Source organism: uncultured Turicibacter sp., assembly GCF_938044715.1.
Taxonomy (GTDB): Bacteria; Bacillota_I; Bacilli_A; order MOL361; family Turicibacteraceae; genus Turicibacter; species Turicibacter sanguinis.
Genome location: NZ_CALIOS010000074.1, coordinates 1 through 18,778, shown reverse-complemented (window position 1 = coordinate 18,778; position 18,778 = coordinate 1). Strand labels below are relative to the sequence as shown.

22 protein-coding genes are annotated in these 18,778 nt (G+C 35.1%); 9 read left to right on the top strand and 13 right to left on the bottom strand.

What is annotated here, in order from left to right; genetic code table 11:
• Positions 1-267: 267 nt before the first annotated feature.
• Positions 268-822, top strand: a complete 555-nt coding sequence (def, locus tag QWC74_RS08050) for a peptide deformylase (RefSeq protein WP_006785282.1) — start codon at positions 268-270, stop codon at positions 820-822.
• Positions 823-846: 24 nt separating this feature from the next.
• Here the strand turns inward: def and QWC74_RS08045 are convergent, their stop codons facing one another.
• Together QWC74_RS08045 and QWC74_RS08040 are read right to left on the bottom strand one after the other, a co-directional pair.
• Positions 847-2,190, bottom strand: coding sequence for a tetratricopeptide repeat protein (locus tag QWC74_RS08045; RefSeq protein ID WP_006785281.1), 1,344 nt, complete (start codon positions 2,188-2,190; stop codon positions 847-849).
• A gap of 18 nt (positions 2,191-2,208) precedes the next feature.
• Positions 2,209-2,979 (bottom strand): Cof-type HAD-IIB family hydrolase, encoded by a 771-nt coding sequence (locus QWC74_RS08040; RefSeq protein WP_006785280.1) that lies wholly within the window; start codon positions 2,977-2,979, stop codon positions 2,209-2,211.
• A 318-nt stretch (positions 2,980-3,297) separates the two neighbouring features.
• On the opposite strand from QWC74_RS08040, the gene rnjA reads away from it, so the two are divergent.
• Positions 3,298-4,992: a ribonuclease J1 gene (gene rnjA / locus QWC74_RS08035; protein ID WP_006785279.1), complete on the top strand. Its 1,695-nt coding sequence runs from the start codon at positions 3,298-3,300 to the stop codon at positions 4,990-4,992.
• A 36-nt stretch (positions 4,993-5,028) separates the two neighbouring features.
• On the opposite strand, the gene QWC74_RS08030 is transcribed toward rnjA, so the two are convergent.
• The 5 genes from QWC74_RS08030 to QWC74_RS08010 form a co-directional block, all read right to left on the bottom strand.
• Positions 5,029-5,499 carry a hypothetical protein gene (locus tag QWC74_RS08030; protein WP_006785278.1) on the bottom strand — a complete coding sequence of 157 codons (471 nt, stop codon included), beginning with the start codon at positions 5,497-5,499 and terminating at the stop codon, positions 5,029-5,031.
• A 242-nt stretch (positions 5,500-5,741) separates the two neighbouring features.
• Positions 5,742-6,368: a hypothetical protein gene (locus QWC74_RS08025; RefSeq protein WP_006785277.1), complete on the bottom strand. Its 627-nt coding sequence runs from the start codon at positions 6,366-6,368 to the stop codon at positions 5,742-5,744.
• Between the two features lie 231 nt (positions 6,369-6,599).
• Positions 6,600-7,013 carry a bis(5'-nucleosyl)-tetraphosphatase gene (locus QWC74_RS08020; RefSeq protein ID WP_006785276.1) on the bottom strand — a complete coding sequence of 138 codons (414 nt, stop codon included), beginning with the start codon at positions 7,011-7,013 and terminating at the stop codon, positions 6,600-6,602.
• Position 7,014: 1 nt separating this feature from the next.
• Complete coding sequence (locus QWC74_RS08015; RefSeq protein WP_006785275.1) at positions 7,015-7,464, bottom strand: GNAT family N-acetyltransferase; 450 nt, start codon at positions 7,462-7,464, stop codon at positions 7,015-7,017.
• Positions 7,465-7,744: 280 nt separating this feature from the next.
• Positions 7,745-7,900, bottom strand: coding sequence for a hypothetical protein (locus QWC74_RS08010; protein ID WP_006785274.1), 156 nt, complete (start codon positions 7,898-7,900; stop codon positions 7,745-7,747).
• 754 nt (positions 7,901-8,654) lie between these two features.
• Between QWC74_RS08010 and QWC74_RS08005 the strand changes: the two genes are divergently transcribed.
• On the top strand, positions 8,655-9,344 hold the full coding sequence (locus QWC74_RS08005) for a hypothetical protein (RefSeq protein WP_040764086.1): 690 nt from the start codon (positions 8,655-8,657) through the stop codon (positions 9,342-9,344).
• 391 nt (positions 9,345-9,735) lie between these two features.
• On the opposite strand, the gene QWC74_RS08000 is transcribed toward QWC74_RS08005, so the two are convergent.
• Positions 9,736-9,861 (bottom strand): hypothetical protein, encoded by a 126-nt coding sequence (locus QWC74_RS08000; protein ID WP_006785273.1) that lies wholly within the window; start codon positions 9,859-9,861, stop codon positions 9,736-9,738.
• A 272-nt stretch (positions 9,862-10,133) separates the two neighbouring features.
• Here QWC74_RS08000 and QWC74_RS07995 point away from each other — a divergent pair, with 272 nt between their 5' ends.
• The 3 genes from QWC74_RS07995 (at position 10,134) to QWC74_RS07985 (ending at position 12,228) form a co-directional block, all read left to right on the top strand.
• Entirely contained in the window at positions 10,134-11,417 is a 1,284-nt protein-coding gene (locus QWC74_RS07995) for a DUF1002 domain-containing protein (protein ID WP_006785272.1), read from the top strand.
• 194 nt (positions 11,418-11,611) lie between these two features.
• Positions 11,612-11,818: a helix-turn-helix transcriptional regulator gene (locus QWC74_RS07990; protein ID WP_006785271.1), complete on the top strand. Its 207-nt coding sequence runs from the start codon at positions 11,612-11,614 to the stop codon at positions 11,816-11,818.
• Positions 11,812-12,228, top strand: coding sequence for a hypothetical protein (locus QWC74_RS07985; protein WP_006785270.1), 417 nt, complete (start codon positions 11,812-11,814; stop codon positions 12,226-12,228). Before QWC74_RS07990 ends, QWC74_RS07985 begins: the two co-directional genes overlap by 7 nt.
• Positions 12,229-12,471: 243 nt before the next feature.
• Here QWC74_RS07985 and QWC74_RS07980 read toward each other — a convergent pair whose 3' ends face one another.
• Together QWC74_RS07980 and QWC74_RS07975 are read right to left on the bottom strand one after the other, a co-directional pair.
• Positions 12,472-12,987: a GNAT family N-acetyltransferase gene (locus QWC74_RS07980; RefSeq protein WP_006785269.1), complete on the bottom strand. Its 516-nt coding sequence runs from the start codon at positions 12,985-12,987 to the stop codon at positions 12,472-12,474.
• Positions 12,988-13,184: 197 nt separating this feature from the next.
• Positions 13,185-13,580 (bottom strand): GtrA family protein, encoded by a 396-nt coding sequence (locus QWC74_RS07975; protein ID WP_006785268.1) that lies wholly within the window; start codon positions 13,578-13,580, stop codon positions 13,185-13,187.
• Between the two features lie 502 nt (positions 13,581-14,082).
• Here QWC74_RS07975 and QWC74_RS07970 point away from each other — a divergent pair.
• Both QWC74_RS07970 and QWC74_RS07965 read left to right on the top strand, forming a co-directional pair.
• Entirely contained in the window at positions 14,083-14,673 is a 591-nt protein-coding gene (locus QWC74_RS07970; RefSeq protein ID WP_006785267.1) for a hypothetical protein, read from the top strand.
• Between the two features lie 12 nt (positions 14,674-14,685).
• Positions 14,686-15,180, top strand: a complete 495-nt coding sequence (locus QWC74_RS07965; protein WP_006785266.1) for a GNAT family N-acetyltransferase — start codon at positions 14,686-14,688, stop codon at positions 15,178-15,180.
• Between the two features lie 28 nt (positions 15,181-15,208).
• Here the strand turns inward: QWC74_RS07965 and QWC74_RS07960 are convergent, their stop codons facing one another.
• Positions 15,209-15,526, bottom strand: a complete 318-nt coding sequence (locus QWC74_RS07960; RefSeq protein ID WP_006785265.1) for a hypothetical protein — start codon at positions 15,524-15,526, stop codon at positions 15,209-15,211.
• A gap of 146 nt (positions 15,527-15,672) precedes the next feature.
• The gene (locus tag QWC74_RS07955; RefSeq protein WP_006785264.1) at positions 15,673-16,341 is read right to left on the bottom strand and encodes a TrkA family potassium uptake protein; all 669 of its coding nucleotides are present in this window, start codon (positions 16,339-16,341) and stop codon (positions 15,673-15,675) included.
• 254 nt (positions 16,342-16,595) lie between these two features.
• Here QWC74_RS07955 and pgeF point away from each other — a divergent pair, with 254 nt between their 5' ends.
• Positions 16,596-17,411 carry a peptidoglycan editing factor PgeF gene (gene pgeF / locus QWC74_RS07950; protein WP_006785263.1) on the top strand — a complete coding sequence of 272 codons (816 nt, stop codon included), beginning with the start codon at positions 16,596-16,598 and terminating at the stop codon, positions 17,409-17,411.
• 332 nt (positions 17,412-17,743) lie between these two features.
• Here pgeF and QWC74_RS07945 read toward each other — a convergent pair whose 3' ends face one another.
• A complete protein-coding gene (locus QWC74_RS07945; protein ID WP_262951806.1) occupies positions 17,744-18,673 on the bottom strand; it encodes an AraC family transcriptional regulator in 930 nt (309 codons plus the stop codon).
• Between the last annotated feature and the right edge of the window lie 105 nt (positions 18,674-18,778).

Below are 18,778 nucleotides of genomic sequence, written 5' to 3'. Positions count from 1 at the left end.
ATTATTTATCTTACTTGTTATCATCGGATGCTGCTGCTTTAGATAAGTACAGTTATTAAAATATTACCAGGCTTAAGATAATCGTGTAAGAAGAGATGTTATTTGCTTGCAAATAGCATCTTTTTTATTATCAACTCTCTCTGATGTGAGGATTTCGTCTGTTTCCGTCATCAATTGAATCGAGTTTTAAAAATTACCTTTTTGTCCTATTAGCCAAATTTGTATTTGTTTGATATAATATGGTTTAGTTAGAATGGAGGGTTTTTAATGATCACGATGAAAGACATTATTCGCGAGGGACATCCAACGTTGTCTAAGGTAGCTAGTGAGGTCGCGATTCCATTAAGCAAAGAAGATGTTCAGTTAATGAAAGATATGTTACAATTCATTATTAATAGTCAAACACCTGAGGTTGCTAAGAAGTATCAATTGCGTGAAAGTGTTGGACTTGCGGCTCCTCAGTTAAATTTAGATAAACGTATTATTGCTGTTCATACTGAAGATGAAAAAGGAAAACTTTATTCTCTTGCCTTAGCAAATCCAAAGATTGTGAGTTACTCTGAGGAAATCACTTATTTACCTATGGGTGAAGGGTGTTTATCAGTTGATCGTGAAGTCGAAGGCTTCGTTCCTCGTTACCGTCGTATTACGGTTGAGGGATATAATTTAAAAGGTGAAAAGATCAAATTCCGTTTACGTGACTATGTTTCAATTGTGTTCCAACATGAAATTGATCACTTAAATGGTCACTTATTCATCGATCATATTGATCCAAAACAGCCTTTAGCACCGATTGCGAATGCTAAACCATTAGAATTCTAAAAAAAGACCGAAATCGGTCTTTTTTTAATGTACTTTTTCTTTTGTTTTGGCATAAAAGGAGATGAGTTTTTTCTCAGCTTTTGGATCTCGTCCCATCGATACGGCTCTTTCATAAAATTGAATAGCATGATGTTCATCATTTAGGTAGTTTTCATGTAAGGCTCCCATATTAAAATAAAGTTCACCAGCATATTTGACTGGTAACTGACGAGATTTGATGAGTTGGTGAGCTTTATTGTAATATTCAAGCGCCTCTTTGAAGTTTGATAGATGGTAAAAATACAGATGACCGATGTTAACATAGGTACTTGGTGTCTGATCATCGATTTCTAGGATTTTGAGGTAATATTCTAGGGCTGCATCGTAGTTTTTGAGGATTTCAACATTTAGGTACGATAAAGCGTTAAGTGCTAAGAGATTATTAGGATTAATCTCAAGGACTTTTTTATAATAAGTGATCGCTGATTCATAATCGTCTAATTCGAAGTCGTAGATATTGGCGATTTCTAATGTTAGGCTTTCATCGTTGTCAAAGTATTGTAAGGCTTTGACGAGAACCTCGACTCCTTTTTTAGGTTCGTGAAGATCGAGGGAGTAAAGTCCTCGAAGTCCTTGGTAGGAGATGAGAGCTTTGGGGTCAAGTTCGATGGCACGTTCGTAGTATTTGATGGCTGCGTCATATTCTTGGAAGTGATGACGCAAGATGTAGGCAAAGTTGTGGCAAACGAGAGCATTTTCTGGGTCGAGTTTGAGAACTTCTTCGTAGGCTTCTCGCGCGGCATCATAGCATTCAATTTTGACATAGGCATCAGCTAGATTAGCAAGTGAAGTTGTTTTATTTTTGGCAAAGGTCACTGCTTTTTCAAAGTAATCAACCGCACGTTCTGGGTCGTTTTTGTACTTAATGAGGATGCATCCGATGTTATTTAAGTTTCTGGCATTGGTTGAGTCGAGGCTCTCTACTTTTTTAGAGTATTCGTAAGCAAGTTCGACGTTTTCTTCAAGATCAATGCAAAGTTCCACTAGATTTAGATAGGCATCGATATAATGATCATCATATTCGATAGCTTTTTGATAATGCTTGAGTGCCTGATGTGGGTTGTTTAGAAATTGGTCATAAAGGATGGCCAGATTAAAATGAATGGTTGCTGATGTATCGTTATAATCAAGAGCTAAACGATAGTTTTGCTCAGCTAGTTTATAATCTTGATAATGTTCAATGGCAATGATACCAAGGGCATTATAGACGGCCGCTAGGTTTTGTTTTCGTTCTAGTTGTTCTAGCAGAAGGCTTTCAGCTTCTTGAAATTGTTTGTCATCGAGTAGTTGTTCGATGTATGCTAATGGATTTGGCTGTGTATTTGGCATCTAGCCCACTCCCCTCTTTTAAAATAATCCCAGTTGTTCACAGGCATAGTAGATGCCATCTTCATCAATTGATTTTGTGACGAAATCAGCGTATGATTTGACTTCGTCTGAGGCATTCCCCATGGCCACGCCAATGTCGGCTAGTTGTAGCATTTCGATGTCATTATATCCATCTCCAAAGGCGATTACTTTTTCCGGTTTTTGTTCCATATATTCGATTAAAGCTTTAATTCCTTCGGCTTTTGAACCATTCACTGGTACAATGTCAGCTCCAAAGTTTAGCCAAGGAATAAAGCGTAGATGTTCTTTGTATTTTTTTGGCAACTGTGCAAAATCTTCACAGAAATACCACGCTTGTAAAATCGGTTCTTCTTTATGTAGGTTAGGTAAGATTTCTGGGAAGTCGATTGAAACGCGCTTGAAGGATTCTTGAACGATTTCGTTATTTCCAGTGACAGTAGCGCGATTAGCGGTTAATAGTCCAATGACTTGGTTTAGGTTTTTGGCATCTTCGATGAATTCGTCGATGACGTTTGTAGGAATGGCATTTTCATAGATGACTTCGCCTTTATGTGTAATATGTTGCCCATTTGCTGTCACAAAGGTATTGAATGGGAGTTGTTTAAGGCGCTCATCCACTAAGAATAAGGCACGGCCTGTTGCGATACCGAGATCATGTCCGGCTTGTTGAAGTTTTTGAATAGCTAGAATGGTGCTACTCGGTATTTGATTCGTTTCGCTCTTAAGAATCGTGCCATCTATATCAAATAAAATTAAGCTTTTTTCCATCACTTTCACTTCCTTTATCTTATTATGTCTAATTTTTTTGTTATTTCATTCATCATAGTAAATTTATTACATAAATTCAAGTCCTAATCTGTTATATTCCCTCGATGTAATGGTATAATAAAAGATGTTGGTTATGGACTTTAATAGAATTTATTTTTATAAATATTTTTTCGACCTTTTTTGAAACTCATGTTATAATGTTAGCATGATGTCCAGAATATGTTAAGGACCAGAAACGTTTTGAGGAATTATAAACGAGTGTAAAATGGATTGTTTTTTTTGAATTGTAATGAATTATTATAGGAAAGGGCGTGTCTTATGAGTCAACGCAAAAAAAGTTCGCCGATTAAGCCGAATGATGTGGCTGTTTTCGCTCTAGGCGGATTAGGTGAAATCGGAAAAAATATGTACTGTGTTCAGTACCGCGATGAGATTTGTATTATCGATGCGGGGATCAAGTTCCCAGAAGATTATTTACTTGGAGTGGATTATGTCATTCCAGATTATCAATATTTAATTGAGAATCAAGATAAAATTGTAGGTTTATTTATTACCCACGGTCATGAGGATCATATTGGTGGGATTCCATTTTTACTTCGTCAATTAAAAATTCCTAAAATCTATGCTGGTAAATTAGCGATTGGTTTAATTAAAAATAAGTTAGAAGAACGTAAGCTATTACGTCAAGCCAACATTGTCGAGTTTAATTCTGATACGGTGATTAAATCAAAGCATTTTACGTTTGAGTTCTTCCGTACGAATCATAGTATTCCGGATTCTTATGGGATTGCAATCAAAACACCTCATGGAATTATCGTTCATACAGGTGACTTCAAGTTCGATTTCACACCAATTGGACCACCAGCTGAGTATGCTAAGATGGCTCGTTTAGGGGAAGAAGGCGTTTTATGTCTTTTATCTGATAGTACGAACAGTGAATTACCTATTTTCACGATTTCTGAGCGTCGAGTTGGGGAAAGCTTAGGCGATATCTTCAAGAAGATTGACGGTCGTATTATTATTGCGACATTTGCTTCTAACGTTCACCGTGTCCAACAAATTGTGGAGGCGTGTGTGGCAACAAATCGTAAGATTGCGATTTTCGGTCGTAGTATGGAAGCCACAATTAAAATTGGTTTAGAATATGGGTATATTCATTGCCCTGAGGATACGTTTGTATCGGCAAATGAGGTGAAGCATTTACCACAAAATGAGGTTACCATTTTATGTACAGGATCTCAAGGTGAGCCTTTAGCGGCGCTTTCTCGTATTGCAAATGGAACACATCGTCAGATTCAAATTATTCCAGGTGATACGGTGATTTTCTCTTCTTCACCGATTCCAGGAAATGCGTTAAGTGTTGGTAAGACGATCAATGCGTTGTATCGTGCGGGTGCTGAGGTTATTACGCATAGTCCTTTAACGGATATTCATACATCTGGACATGCTGGACAAGAAGAGCTAAAGTTAATGCTTAATTTAATGCGTCCAAAATATTTCTTACCGATTCACGGTGAGTACCGTATGTTAAGTATTCATGCTGAACTTGGGGTGCAATGTGGAGTTCCGGAAGAAAATTGCTTCGTACTTAATAATGGTGATGTGTTAGCCTTTAATCAACACGGAGCACGCGTTTCAGGTCGTATTCATTCGGGAACGATTTATACGGATAGTAGCGGGATTGGCGATGTTGGAACTGAGATTATTCGTGATCGTAAGATTTTATCTGAAGATGGTCTTGTCATTGTTGCCGTTTCAATTAAACGCGCTGAAAAACGTTTATTAAATGGACCAAATGTGGTCTCTCGTGGATTTGTTTATATGAAGGAATCTGAGGATTTAATTAAAAATACTGAGATTGCAGTTCGCGAGATTGTGTTACATAAACTTCAAACATCTAAGCATGTTTCAACTGAAGAGTTGAAGTCTGCCATTTCTGATGTAGTAGCTCCATTCTTATTTAGTAAAACTCAACGTCGCCCAATGATTTTACCAATCATTATGGAGATTTAATAAAAAAATCGTAGGGAATAAAATCCCTACGATTTTTTATTGCAATGATTCATCAATTTTGAAAAATTTGATGGCGTATATTTCAAACGTATCATGATGCTCACGAATGCTAAGTGTCAGATTGACATTGGCAACCTCATCTGGTAACTCTAGGCTAACCTCTACGTTATACCCCACTGTTTTGTCTTCATGAAATGATTCTTCTAAGTGAATATCTTTTACAGTGATATCAGATTGATATTTCTCTGCGGCTTGAATGGGGATGACGCCATAGTTCTGTTGTGTAAAAAATAGGTAGCAGTCTTTAGTAAAGTATGGTGCTATTTTTTCGCTTAACTGATTGTAGGCCTCTCTTTGTTCTGTTTTTTCATCGTATTTATAAGTTAAAAATTCCGTTATAAATTGTTGTACAAATTCATTGGCTGTTTGTGTTTTAGTTAAGGTTTGACAGCCAGATAATGCTATTAATAAGCACAGGAAAACGAGGATGATTCTTAATTTTTTCATCGTAATCTCTCCTTTACTTTCACTTCCTTCTCTTTAATTTTAATGTAACATATTTTTTCTATTAAATGTTTGATTTAGAGTCATTTTTTTATGGACTAACAACTTCAGCTGTTATTTTTTTGGTTTTGATTAGGAAGTAGCCAAAGTGGGTGCTTCATTCATCTGTGATTGTCAACTAGCTTAATTGTGTGCTCTTCACGAAAAGTAAAAAAGAGGAACCCATAATGGGTTCCTCTTTTCTATTATTTTTGAACAATGTTTACTTTAACAATGTTTGCTGAGGCGTAGTTCCCTACTTCATCCGTGTATGATGTTAAGTTGATTCCTTCTTGTGTTCCACCCTCTTTGAATGTTACATATCCTGCAAGCGCAACTGGTGTATTTAAGTCACCACCGTATTGACCAATCTCTGTACGTGCATCGAATGTCATCGGTGCTTCATTCATTTTTGTCACTTTATATTGTGGGTTTTTGCTATCTGTTGTTTTTTCTGTATCCACTTCTGCAATTGAGTAGATAGTTTTAATGTCACCTTCACCGATGTTTAAAATCATGTGAACGATTCCGTTTTTATCCATTGTTGCGGTTGTATATGTCGGTAATTCTAATGTATTCACTAATTGTCCATTCTCATATTGTTCAACACTTAGGTTGATATCATATGATGATCCTTCTGGTAATACCATGGAAGCAACTGTACTTTGGTCTTGTCCATAATCAGCTGATTCTAATAATAATCCGATTACTCCATTGATATCTTGTTTAACGATCTTAACATCACCTTCTGGTAATTTTGACCCGCTACATCCTGCTAATCCGACTGTCACAAGTAATGCTGAAAGCATTAATCCAATTTTTTTAAAGTTCATGCTTTATCCCTCACTTAAGTTTTTCTTAAATTTTGATAATGGAACAAGTATATCACAACCGTTATCATAAACTTGTATTTTTTGTGTTCAAGATATATTTTTTACCTTTTTTATACATCATATTCATGTATTTTATCATTTTTTGTAAATTATCTCCTTGAAACATTCAATCGGATAAAAGTTTGTTTATTCCTGTTTTTAAAAAATACTGTGATTTACAAAGAAATGACGTTATTTTTTTTCGTTTATAAATTGAATGGCTTCTTTTAAAATCAATTTTACATTTTCAAATGTTAATTGCATAATGGCTTCTTCTTGGTTGAGCCATTTATAATCCATGATTTCAACGACTTGGATTTGAACAGATGCCTCTGTTGCTTCTCCTAAGAAGAAAATAACTTCTTTAAGGTTACCATTTTCCAATTTGTAGTGACAAGACGTTTTGAACCCCTCTACTACTGATAGGGGTAAACCTGTTTCCTCGAATACTTCGCGAATAGCTGTCTCTTTTTCGGTCTCCCCTATTTCCATATGTCCTTTTGGAAAGCTCCAATGATTATTGATTCGACTTTGAAGTAGTAAAAATTTTGGTTCTTTTTCTAATGAATGATAAACCATGATCCCACATGATTTTTCAATACTCATCTTATTCTCCCGCTACATCATACATTAGGATGGTTTCCATTGTTCCGGCATCACTTTTTAAGGTATCGATGTAAACAAAGCCGTATTTTTCGTAAAGATTTTCTTCTTCGGTTGAAAGATAGACTTTTTTAAATCCTTGTTGTTTAGCATATTCGAGGACGTGTTGAATCATTTGTTGGCTAATTCTTTTTCCACGATGATGTTCATCGACAAAGACAAATCCGATCCAGGGAGTATAAGGACAGTTTGGAATGAAATCTGTTTTGGTTAGCGTGCAATATCCTACGACTTCTCCTTTTTCTATAGCTACAAAAGGGCATTCGAAGTCTGAAAATTGTTGCCCTTTCATTCGTCTAGCTAAATGGGGCCCTGCTCCCCATGAACAGTGGTTGGCCATTTCAATCGTTTTATTATAATATTCATCCTGAATTGTCAGTTTTCTAATTTCCATTTATTTCTCCTTATTGTTGGGATTCAATCTGATTCTTGATTGGTGACATTAAGTTAATTTTTGTGATTCCTTTGTAGTAGGTAAACCCAATCATAGCCCCGATGAGATTTAGGATAAGTCATCAACATCAAAACTTCCAAGGCATGTCTGTTGAAGGGTTTCACCTATCATCATGCTCTTACTCAAAACAAAAGTACTAAATGTCTGTCATTTAGACCTCCATGATGTCACAGCTAAGAGATTTAAGCGGCTTGATATCCTCTGTGTATCGAGACAGATTTCACTTCCCTTTTTCGTTTTTTCTCTCACTTTCTTTTAGTCGCCGATCGACGTCTTTATCGTATGAATCATAGGATAAAAAATATAGGATTCCAGCTAGGGTAACTCCGGCAATACAGATAGCGATGAGAATATCAATGATGAGTTCTTTCGTCATTTTTTCACTCCTTTAATTAGAAATCATTGATTTTGATGTCATAAATAGCTTAGGCTAAAGGCCTTAGTCCTATTTTTTGTATCAATAGAAAATTTCTGTCGTAAGGCAAAAGTTAAAACTACTAATCTCATCCATAATTACGTTCTTGTCTGTTTTACGTTCGTAACCATCACTCACAATCCATCTAAACAGGCTGTTGCAAATGATCCTAGTAAGAGAAGAGCCTTTTATATCTACGAATGTTTCTTAATATAAATTCTCAATGCTCTAACTAATAAAACATATAAATAAATAACCGAGATTATCACTATAAGTGAGATAACTTGTCCGATCATCATATTTGCAGATGGCATGATATAAATTTCCATGTTGAACTCCTCTCTGATTCAAACTAACTTAGATTGGGCCATTAATTTTCAGCCTTTTCCACTTATTTAAACAACTAATAAAGCTTCAATGATTATTGTAACTAAAATGGCAAACCCGCTTTGATTTCCCATCAGTCCCTGAAATCTTTTCCTATTTCATCACTAATGACTTGGAAAAGTCATGATTTCTCCTAGTTCAGATACTGAAACTAAGAATAAACCTCAACCTTCCTTTTTAATAGTTTAATTATATACTATAATTTGTAAAAATAAGGAAATCATGTCATAGTTTAGGTATAATTAAGATCTGACATCTATTGGAGGGGAATTATTTATGATCCGATTCGACGTGTCATTTTTAATCTTAAAAGGAACGAGGAACAAAGATGATTATTGAAATTAAAGAGGATTTACTAACAGAAGTGGCTCGATTTGCCTGGGAATTTGAACGTCAGCAAGAGACGTGTAGTTTTCCAAAATATAAAGATTTTGGTGACCTTTATGAACGATTTTCTAAATCGTTAAATGATAACGAAGACAAGATTTTAGCCTATATCGAGGATCAGGAGCTGATAGGTGTTTTAACTTTACAAGTAAAGTCACAGGATTTATATCTCCAATCATTAGGGGGAATTTTTGCAAAACGTGATTTTAATCGAGTTGCCTCAAAGTTTATTGATTATCTTCGCGATCATTATTTAAATTTCGAATTATTTTTTGGTTATCCTATTGAAAATCAGGTGGCAATTTCTTACTTAGAAAGTATTCAGGCTGAACTTTTGGATGCCTGTGTGACGATGAAACTTCAAAAAGAGGATTTCATGTCTATTACGCCTCATCATGAAGTGATTCCATTACCTAAGGAACGTTATGCGAGTATGCTATCTTCCATGATACACATCATCCAAATCTGTACTGGAATAGCAAACGAATTTTTGAACATCTTGATTTATGGAAGATTTATGTGGGTGTTGAGCAGGATTCCATTGTTGGAAGTCTATTTATTAGATGTAATAGCGTGGAATATGAAATTTTTGGGCTTTCACTTAATCAAGCCTATCAAAACCAAGGTTTAGAACTTGACTTACTTTCGGTGTCTTTAGAGGATTGTCTCAATCCATCCCTAGACTATGTGCTCTTCTTTGTCGATGAAGAAACTCCTACACAAATTGAAGCTACTTTAAGAGTTGGATTTAAACCCATTGATACGTATCGCTGTTATAAAATACAACTTTAAAACTAAAAAATAGAGCTTATCCGTCAATGATTGAGTTCTATTTTTTTATGTCCGGAAAACTCCCTCAAAAAGTGATGGTAGCTACAACTAAAATCACAACCTTTAATTTTTGTTTTATTTTCTCAACATTTTCCCTCATTAAACATGTCATAATTAACAGTAGGACGAGCATTTCTCTGCTATATGATTCTAGTTTTATTGTACTCCCCTATTAAAATAGATTGATGGTGCTATTTAGAATTTTTATTAATATTTGCTTTTAATACTTTAACCGTCAGTCTAAATAAATAAACGAATGGAATCAGTAAGACTCCGATAACAGCCAATTGTATCAATAAGGCCATGGTCTCCGACATGGTATCTCCCCTCTCTCTTTTGTTATTAAGTTCATTTTAAATCAAAAACCAAATATTAACAATTCAATTTTATTTTTCATCATATAGCTCAAAATGAATGTAGTCCCTACTCTATCTTAAGAAAATCTTAAGGTTTTAGACACTGGATGTCTATTTCTTTCTGAATTGATATATGGTAAAATAACGTTAATTTTGGAAGAGTCAGGGGGAGATCATTAGAGTCTAGTAAATGAATCACATAAAAATTATAGAGAAGATAGAGGATTGAAGTTATGATAAAAAAAGGTTTATTTAAAAAAGCGGTATTAACTTTAGCTGTTTTTGCAGGATTCGGAGCATCGACGACTGTTTTCGCTGGAACCTCATTTAGTGGTGAGTATCGCCAAGGCGAAATTTTATCTTTCGGTTCAAATTTAAATAAAAAAGAAGAAGCCGCATTACGCGAGTATTTTGGTGTATCTGCCGATATGCCGGCCATTTATGTTGATAATGCAACAGCAATCGAGCAACTAGGTTTAGCTCCTAACGCATTAGATAATTATACAGGGGGATGGTACTCATCTGCCTATGTAAAGTTAACAAGTGGTGGCGGTGTTCAGGTTACATCCAAAAACGTCAGTTTAGTAACGAACGAAATGTTTACAAATGCGTTAATTACGTCTGGTATTACAAACGCTGAAGTTAATGTATCTGCTCCATTTATGGTAACGGGCGAGTCTGCCTTAGCAGGAATTTTAGCTGGAGCCGAGGAAATTATGGGTGAAGCTTTATCAGAAGAGAATAAAGTGGTCGCTAAAGAGGAGATCGATACAACACTCGATATCGCTGACGAGATTTTAAAGGATGAAACGAATGAAATTAACTCATCAGGAGATTCATCAAATGTTGCATCTGGAATTATCAATGATATTAAGCAACAAGTCATCAAGGATTCTCCTAACTCAACACAAATTCAAGAAATTATCATTAATGTCACGAACAATTATGGTGTTGAATTAAGTGAAGAAGCAAATGCTCGTGTGTTAAGTTTGATGGAAGACGTGAATGATTTAAATATTGATTACAAAGATATTGAGGAAACGATGAACAATATCGGTGATAAAATTTCTGAAAGCTTAAAAGAAGCGGGAATTAAGTTAAAAGAATCTGGTTTCTTTGAAAAAATCGGTGATTGGTTTGTTGATTTATTTAAAAATTTCGTAAACTGGATTAAAGGGTTATTTACAGGTGGAAATGAAACAGCCCCAACAGATGCAATCGTTCCTGAAACTAGTGAGTCATTAGAAACAACCGATGAGGTTGAATCAACAGAAGAGACAGATGCCCCTCAAGATGAAGAAGTCGTGGCTCCTGAGTCAGAAAAATTAGAGACAACCGATGAAGCAATTGAGATGCCAGTAACAGAAGAAAATACAGCAGATTCAGAAACGGTAACAGAGGAAACTCCGGCAGAAGAACCCACATCAGATGCTGAGGCAACACCAAATACAGAATCAGATGAAGCATCTGAACTAGTCAATCAAGCAACAGAGGAGACACAAACTGTTCAAGAATAATAGTAAAAAAGTGATGAATTGGACTTTCCATTCATCACTTTTTTTAATTCCTCACAGTTATTTCCTCTCCCTTTCATCTCAAAAGGTTTTCAGAATCTCTTTTTCGTAAAGTTAACTTTACATTATCATTCAAATCACATATACTATGAATGTAAAGTTAACTTTACATCAAAAAAACAGAAAGGAGTTGCGATGTGAAAAATCGATTAGAAGAACTTCGAAAAGCACGTGGAATAAATCAAGAAGAATTGGCCACTATTCTTGAGGTATCCCGTCAAACAATCAGCTCACTTGAAAAGGGAAGATACAATCCCTCTATTGTGTTAGCTTTTAAGATTGCGCGTTATTTTTGTTTAACTATTGAAGAGATTTTTATTTATGAGGAGGAGTCAGAATGTTAAAAAAACAGGCTGTTTGGATTGCCGGAATGATTGTTGGAATACTATTAGTGACACTTGGATTTTTTATGCAAGATGAAGCGGTTAAGACGATCTCTGGCATCTTGATTGGAATTGGATCAGGGTTATTCGGTTTAAGTGTTGCTCAACTTTATATGATTTCTTATGAACACAAAAATCCTGAAATTGTTAAACAAAATGAAATCGAGTTTAAAGATGAACGCAGTGTCATGATTCGCGACAAAGCGAAAGCAAAAGCTGGCGATATTACAAGCTGGTGTGTGTTAGGGGTGGCTTGGATTAATATTTTAGTGGATGGTTCGCTTTGGATTACGCTGATTTGTTGTGCTCTTTCAGCACTTCATGTTGGTATCGGACTCTATCTCATGACGAAATACGATAAGGAATTGTAATAAAAAAGAACCTGCACACGCAGGTTCTTTTTCTTTGATTCCATCATCGACATCATGATCATCGATTCCACGCTTCTTTTAACGATGATTTCTAAGGATGGATTCAGATGCAGATGACTTCTTTATTCACATTGAGAAATTTAATGTTTATCTGCCTACCTTTAATTATCTTCAACTGATTCTTCTAGTTGTTTTGGACATCCCGTCAAAAAGCTAACTCAGTCTTTTCATTCGATTCATTTGTTAGATGTTCTCACCTAATACTTTTTCAAACGCAATTCGAGGACTTCCATCCTCCACATAAATGATGCCACAAGACGTGAAATTATTTTTTTGAAGTAATTTTTGCATGGATTTATTATCCTGATGCGTATCGACTTTAATACTGTGAACACCTTTTTCTAAACAAAGTTGCTCGACTTCCTTAATGATGTCTGATGAGAGGCCTGTTCCTTTATAACGGTTGTCTACAGCTATTCGATGTATCACTGCATAATCCCCACCCGTTAGCCAGCTTCCCGCTTCAATTTGGTTATAATTTTTCTCACCATCGAAAGAAATCGCGGCCGTTGCCACCACTTGATTATCTTTGATTAGAATGTGGCTATGACCATGAGCGATGTCATGGCTTATCGTACTTAGATTCGGGTAATTATTTTGCCATTGATCAATGCCATTTGCTTTAAAGTAAGCCTGTGCCTGTTTGATAATTTCCATAATCGAATCAAGATCAGCTTCCGTTGATTTTCTAAACTTCATCGTCATTCTCCTTTTAACTTCTTAATCATTTGTCTTTTTCCTATCATATCACCCATTTTAAAGAGTTAACAAGTTTCATCCATAAAATAATGGCAAAAATTATCCAACTGATTCCCCTTTAGGGTCGTGATAAACGAAATGAATTCAATAAAAATAGCACATCAACTGATGTACTATCTTTACTATTCTTTCTTATTTTATCCCTCTCCCTTTGCTTTAAGCATACTAAATGAAACGAGTAAAAAAGTAAACGGAGTGACAGAGAGTGTTAAAAATAAGGCCATTATTCGCGGTGCCCCTAATCCTTCTACTAAAATAACAAGCGTTAGAATCTGGATGAGGTAAGTCGGTAAATTTGCCATAAAAAAATGAAAAAATTGTTTGAACGATAAGGGCATCACGTACGTAAAATGACTATTTAAAATATAAGAGCAAAAAAGTGCTACCGTGAAACTATACGTCTGTGCCCCAATAAATTGTCGTCCTTTGAAAACTAAGAAAATATAAATGACTTGTTGAATCATTGTGTTCACAAAACCAACTAATCCAAATTTAATGAAATACTTTCTGATTACTTCTTTAATGAACTGCATAACTATGCCCCCTGCTTACCACTATTTACAGAATTAAAAAAATAAACTAAGTTAGTAGGTATTTTTGCGACTGTATTCCTACTCCCAAATAGACATTCTATAGTCTAGCTAAAGGTTTCTAACCTATTAAAAACTTATCTAGACTTATATATATGCAGAAATTCATGGCATATGCTGGTTCAAATAAATGGTCATCAATGATTAGATTCCCTTTATGTCATGCTGATAAGGTCGCCTGACTGCTTTGTTATTAGCAACAAAGCTCTGTTTTAAATTTAAAAGGACTATTAGCCAGATTAGCGTCTAACCTACTGAAACTTAGATTTGATATGAGACGATCGTTTGAAGTTTAAAACGGGGCGTCTATTTAATCATTTTAGATTTACAAAGAGATTCGAAACAGTGGGAAATAAATCATTATCAAAATCCGTTCTAATAAATTGTAATTAATTAGAAATGTATTTTTCATGATACAATAAGCATAGAATGGGAGGAGATATAAATGAAAAAATTTTTAGGAAGTTGTCTTGTATTGAGTTGTATCCTTACTTTAATGGGATGTCAAACCCATACAACTGAATTAGTTCCTCAAACTTTATCTGAGAAAGAAGAGTATTTATTAAGTCTGACCGGTCATAAAGTATTATTATATTCGTTAAATCATTTGCCTGCTCATGATGGATATGAGCTTTCATTAACTTATGAAGTGTATGAGCAAAAAGAATTAGTCAAAGAGTATCAATTTTTTGGAATGAGTGAACCTGAACCAGCCGGACGTTCTGTTGATGAGACGATTGGTCTCAATTTTCAAGGCAATCAAATCCGTGTGTTGTCAGGAAAAGATGGAATGATGGCAAGTGGAAGTCTCAAAATTGAGGAAGATTTGACGCAGTATTCACAAGCTTTTTTCAGTGAACCCATGGCTCTCCCACTTGGAACAGAACTTTATATCTATTATGCTAATAATGGAGGTTCTATTGCAACCAATATTCCAATAGGCATTCCGCTAGATGAGGTTAATTTAGACGAGTTCTTCAACGTCGGGGAGTCGGTTATTTTAATTAAATTATCACTTCAGCCTTATTCAGACTAAAGGAGTATGAAAATGAAACAATTCGAAAATTTATCATTTGAGATCTTACATGAAACTGATCTTACTATTTTAACCCCTATCATGGAACGCGCATTTGACGAGGATACACGAATTCATCTAAATAAACCGAAGGGTGGACCTGCTGGTTATGATAACGGAGATTTCCTTCGTCGCTTTGGGCTTCATCCTAATTCAACGTCTTATAAAATTTCAATGGATGGAAAACCGATTGGGAGCATCATTCTATGGCTTAATCACGACACAAATATTCATTTCTTAGGAAATATCTTTATTGATCCTAGCCTTCAAAATAAGGGAATCGGTTTGAAAATTTGGAACTTTATTGAGAAACAATATCCAAATACCCTGAAGTGGTGTACCGATACTCCGGGCTTCTCTAAGCGTAACCATCATTTTTATGTCAACAAATGTGGATTCCATCTTGTCAAAATTGAAAATCCAATGAAGGATGATGCATGTCAATATATCTTAGAGAAAACATACTAAAAGGGCCAAGCATTTTTGCTTGACCCTTTTAATGATCACTTTGTTTACTGATGACTTTAATTCGGCAGATACAATGAATGAATCCTAAAATCATCAATGAAATCGTGTATAACTTGGCTTCAATAAAGAAATCTACGATGACGTCAATCCCACTATAATAATTTAAGAGTTCTTTTTGATTAATACTTTGGCTTGTCGTTTGAAGTACCATTAAAATTCCCATCAACCATAAAATAATACTCCCTTGCTTCCCATCTTTTTTTAAAGATAATTTAAATTGTAAGCCTATAAATAAGATTAATAAAATCATCTGTATTAACCCATGCCCCTCTAAAAATTCATACATTAAACTCCGCCCTCTCACGAATCTTTGTGATCATACCACCTTTTATCATCCAACTCCTCTTTACCTTTTTAACTTCATTATATCACGTATAGAAATTAATGAATTATCGATTGATACAAAAAAAAAAGAGCCAAAATTGGCTCTGATTAACTATTTAATAACCAGTGATCAAATTCACTGATGTCTTTGTTTTCTCCAATGACAAGTAACACGTCGCCTTCTTTGACTTCTGTGTTCGCTTGAGGTACAACAATGTTATCACGACGTTTAATGGCTGCAATATTGATGCCAAAACGTTGTGGAATATTTAAATCGATTAAGGTTTGCCCAACAATTGGCCCCGCTGCTAATAATTCAACGATACTATAATTGTCTGATAGCACTAAGTAATCGAGTACGAAGTCTGATAACATTTGATGTGCTAGACGTTTTCCTGTATCTTTTTCAGGTTGAATGACTGAATCAGCACCGATTTTTAAAATAACTTTTTTATGGTAATCATTTACCACTTTTACCGTTACTTTATTTACGCCAATTTCTTTTAATAATAAGGCTGTTAAAATACTGGCTTGGATATTTTGTCCAATTCCTACGATAACATGGTCAATGTTACGAATTCCGATACTTCTTAAGGCTTCTTCGTCTGTTGAATCTAAAATGATGGCTTGTGTTGCAATATTAACATATTTTTTAATCACTTCTTCATTGTTATCAATGGCGATAACATCTGCTCCTTGACGAGCTAATTCTTCAACGACACTTCCACCAAATTGGCCACAACCAATGACGGCGAATGTTGTATCTTTCTTTTCCATACAAAATCCCTCTTTATTATTGTCAGGCATCTCACGATGACTTTTTTTAAACTTTATTATGTGTTAAAGTTTCATGATTTATTTTAACACGTTTAAAAACAATCGTCTACATCCAAAAAAAATGTAACCTTATATAATTTAACTCTTTTTGATAAAGAAACTTTATGGATTCAACGTTGAATGACGATCATCCGTTAGAAATTTGTTACATCTTTTAATGAAGTGTCTGTTATAATAAGCATGAGGTGAAAAGAATGAAAGAACCGTTTATTAAAAAAGACAATCTATTATTTATTGAACCATGGATGAATCAGGATTCTAATTTGATTGCAGGGTTTACCACGCTACAAGATGGAACTTCTGTTGGGGCCTTCCAAGGTTTAAACATTGCGTATCATGTTGGAGATGAGCCAACGGCCGTGTTAAACAACCGACGACTTGTTGCAGAGGCCATTCAAGCTCCCCTTGAGCAATGGGTATTTGCAGAGCAATTACACACGACGAATGTTCATAAGGTGACGAGCGCTGATTTAGGGGCTGGAGTCCACAGTTTTGAATCTGGAATTAAGGCAACAGATGGACTTTATACAACGGAATCAAATGTGGTCTTAGCAACGTTTTATGCAGATTGTACTCCGCTTTATTTCTACGTTCCAACTCGTCATTTAATCGGGGTTGCACATGCAGGATGGCGTGGAACAGTTGATGGAATGATGCATGAAATGCTTCGCACATTAAAGGATGTGGAAGGAATCAAACCTGAGGAAATCTTCGTAACCATTGGACCATGTATCGGTCGCGATGCTTACCGTGTTGATGATACGGTAATTGATGAAGTGAAGAAATCATGTGTTGCTAACGTTGAAGAAACGTTTGTTGAGCTAGGTAGAGGCCAATATAAGTTTGACCCGAAATTGCTCAACTATAAGCAAGCGTTGCATGAAGGAGTTCCTGCTGGAAATATTTCAGTGACCTCTTATTGCACCTATACAGACAGCGATTTATTCTACAGTTTTAGAAAAAATTCAGTGACAGGACGCATGATGAACTTCATGTGCTTAAAAGATTAATCATAAAAAGGGCGAACTCTATTGAGGTTGCCCTTTTTTAGAGCCTAATAATCCCCTTCCTCCAACTAAATGATGTGTGAATTGAATATCCTAGTTAGATAGTAATAAGATTTGACGAGCAAAATATTGAAAACTAGACTCCTTTACCATTTTGATTAATACACTATTAATCCGTTTTACGATATTCGATATGTCTCTTACTTCCTGAGTCATGATTCAAGGAAATCATACATGTTTATAAATTTAGTTGTTACATCTAATGGATGTTCATCTCACTATCAGGTTTATCTTCTGATACCTATGCGTAAGTTAATAAACATGATTAACCCTATTTACTTTTTTCTATATTCACTAATAGTGACTCCTGTCCACATCTGAAAGGCTCTTATAAACGAATTTGAATCTTGGTATCCTAATAAATAAGCGATATCTTCATTTGTCATATCTGAGTTTTTCAGATAATGTTTCGCTAATAATTCTCGAGTATGATTGAGTTGCTGTTGAAAAGTTGTATTTTCTTCCTTTAATTTTCTTTGAAGTGTTCGCTTACTATAACCAAGTTTTAATGCCACCTGTTCGATACTATTTTCCGCACTAGGTAATAGCTCGATCAGTACACTTCTCACTCTAGCACCACAACTATCTTCTACTTCTAGCTCACTAAGTCTTCTTTTTAACTCAGGCTCAAAATAATCCCACATCATATCATTTTGATAAACAAATGGTTCTAGTGCATCCTTCTTGGACAGGATGAGCATATGTTTAGGACCTACCGTTGGCTTTATTCCAAAAAATTCTGTGTACTCCTCACTATCTAAACGATATGTTGTCATAATTTGTTGTGGAATAATATGTTTCTTAGTAGCTTTTCTAATACAGTTCACTAGAAAAACTAGCTCAAGCGCAACTGAAATTTCAGGTAATTGATATCTTTCTTTTTCAAACGTTAACTCTAGAGTGATATGATCTTTATTCTCGGTAACTAAGAATACTAAAGGACCGATTAGCCTTTTATACATTGAAATTCTTTTCATACAGGTTAAGACATCTTTACTACAAAGAGCTGCAAAAATAGGAGGTGAAATTGTTTCAACATTTTCAATTTGAGCTACTTTTATTGGAGCAGACGAATCTATCGCTAGTTCCTTTAAGGTATCCATGAATCTAATGTACTCCTCTACCGTCATTGAAGGGACTTTGTTATCAAAGAGATCCTTAGACAATTCCGATCTTCTTAAAGATTCTTCTATAGATATCCCCATACTTTCGACTAAATCCTTGTATCTTCTATCTAATATGAATTTATTCATAATTGGATTGTCAACACTAAACTAAACAACTTTTTTAAGGGTATTTTGACGATATTC

Excerpts from the sequence above, each read along its gene's own strand:
- QWC74_RS08030 (WP_006785278.1), bottom strand. The coding sequence starts at position 5,499 with ATGAAAAAATTAAGAATCATCCTCGTTTTCCTGTGCTTATTAATAGCA.
- QWC74_RS08045 (WP_006785281.1), bottom strand. The coding sequence starts at position 2,190 with ATGCCAAATACACAGCCAAATCCATTAGCATACATCGAACAACTACTC.
- QWC74_RS07970 (WP_006785267.1), top strand. The coding sequence starts at position 14,083 with ATGAAAAAATTTTTAGGAAGTTGTCTTGTATTGAGTTGTATCCTTACT.
- QWC74_RS08040 (WP_006785280.1), bottom strand. The coding sequence starts at position 2,979 with ATGGAAAAAAGCTTAATTTTATTTGATATAGATGGCACGATTCTTAAG.
- QWC74_RS08025 (WP_006785277.1), bottom strand. The coding sequence starts at position 6,368 with ATGAACTTTAAAAAAATTGGATTAATGCTTTCAGCATTACTTGTGACA.
- QWC74_RS07965 (WP_006785266.1), top strand. The coding sequence starts at position 14,686 with ATGAAACAATTCGAAAATTTATCATTTGAGATCTTACATGAAACTGAT.
- QWC74_RS08020 (WP_006785276.1), bottom strand. The coding sequence starts at position 7,013 with ATGAGTATTGAAAAATCATGTGGGATCATGGTTTATCATTCATTAGAA.
- QWC74_RS08005 (WP_040764086.1), top strand. The coding sequence starts at position 8,655 with ATGATTATTGAAATTAAAGAGGATTTACTAACAGAAGTGGCTCGATTT.
- pgeF (WP_006785263.1), top strand. The coding sequence starts at position 16,596 with ATGAAAGAACCGTTTATTAAAAAAGACAATCTATTATTTATTGAACCA.
- QWC74_RS07985 (WP_006785270.1), top strand. The coding sequence starts at position 11,812 with ATGTTAAAAAAACAGGCTGTTTGGATTGCCGGAATGATTGTTGGAATA.
- QWC74_RS07980 (WP_006785269.1), bottom strand. The coding sequence starts at position 12,987 with ATGAAGTTTAGAAAATCAACGGAAGCTGATCTTGATTCGATTATGGAA.
- QWC74_RS07945 (WP_262951806.1), bottom strand. The coding sequence starts at position 18,673 with ATGGGGATATCTATAGAAGAATCTTTAAGAAGATCGGAATTGTCTAAG.
- QWC74_RS07960 (WP_006785265.1), bottom strand. The coding sequence starts at position 15,526 with ATGTATGAATTTTTAGAGGGGCATGGGTTAATACAGATGATTTTATTA.
- QWC74_RS07975 (WP_006785268.1), bottom strand. The coding sequence starts at position 13,580 with ATGCAGTTCATTAAAGAAGTAATCAGAAAGTATTTCATTAAATTTGGA.
- rnjA (WP_006785279.1), top strand. The coding sequence starts at position 3,298 with ATGAGTCAACGCAAAAAAAGTTCGCCGATTAAGCCGAATGATGTGGCT.
- QWC74_RS08010 (WP_006785274.1), bottom strand. The coding sequence starts at position 7,900 with ATGACGAAAGAACTCATCATTGATATTCTCATCGCTATCTGTATTGCC.
- def (WP_006785282.1), top strand. The coding sequence starts at position 268 with ATGATCACGATGAAAGACATTATTCGCGAGGGACATCCAACGTTGTCT.
- QWC74_RS08000 (WP_006785273.1), bottom strand. The coding sequence starts at position 9,861 with ATGTCGGAGACCATGGCCTTATTGATACAATTGGCTGTTATCGGAGTC.
- QWC74_RS07995 (WP_006785272.1), top strand. The coding sequence starts at position 10,134 with ATGATAAAAAAAGGTTTATTTAAAAAAGCGGTATTAACTTTAGCTGTT.
- QWC74_RS08015 (WP_006785275.1), bottom strand. The coding sequence starts at position 7,464 with ATGGAAATTAGAAAACTGACAATTCAGGATGAATATTATAATAAAACG.
- QWC74_RS07955 (WP_006785264.1), bottom strand. The coding sequence starts at position 16,341 with ATGGAAAAGAAAGATACAACATTCGCCGTCATTGGTTGTGGCCAATTT.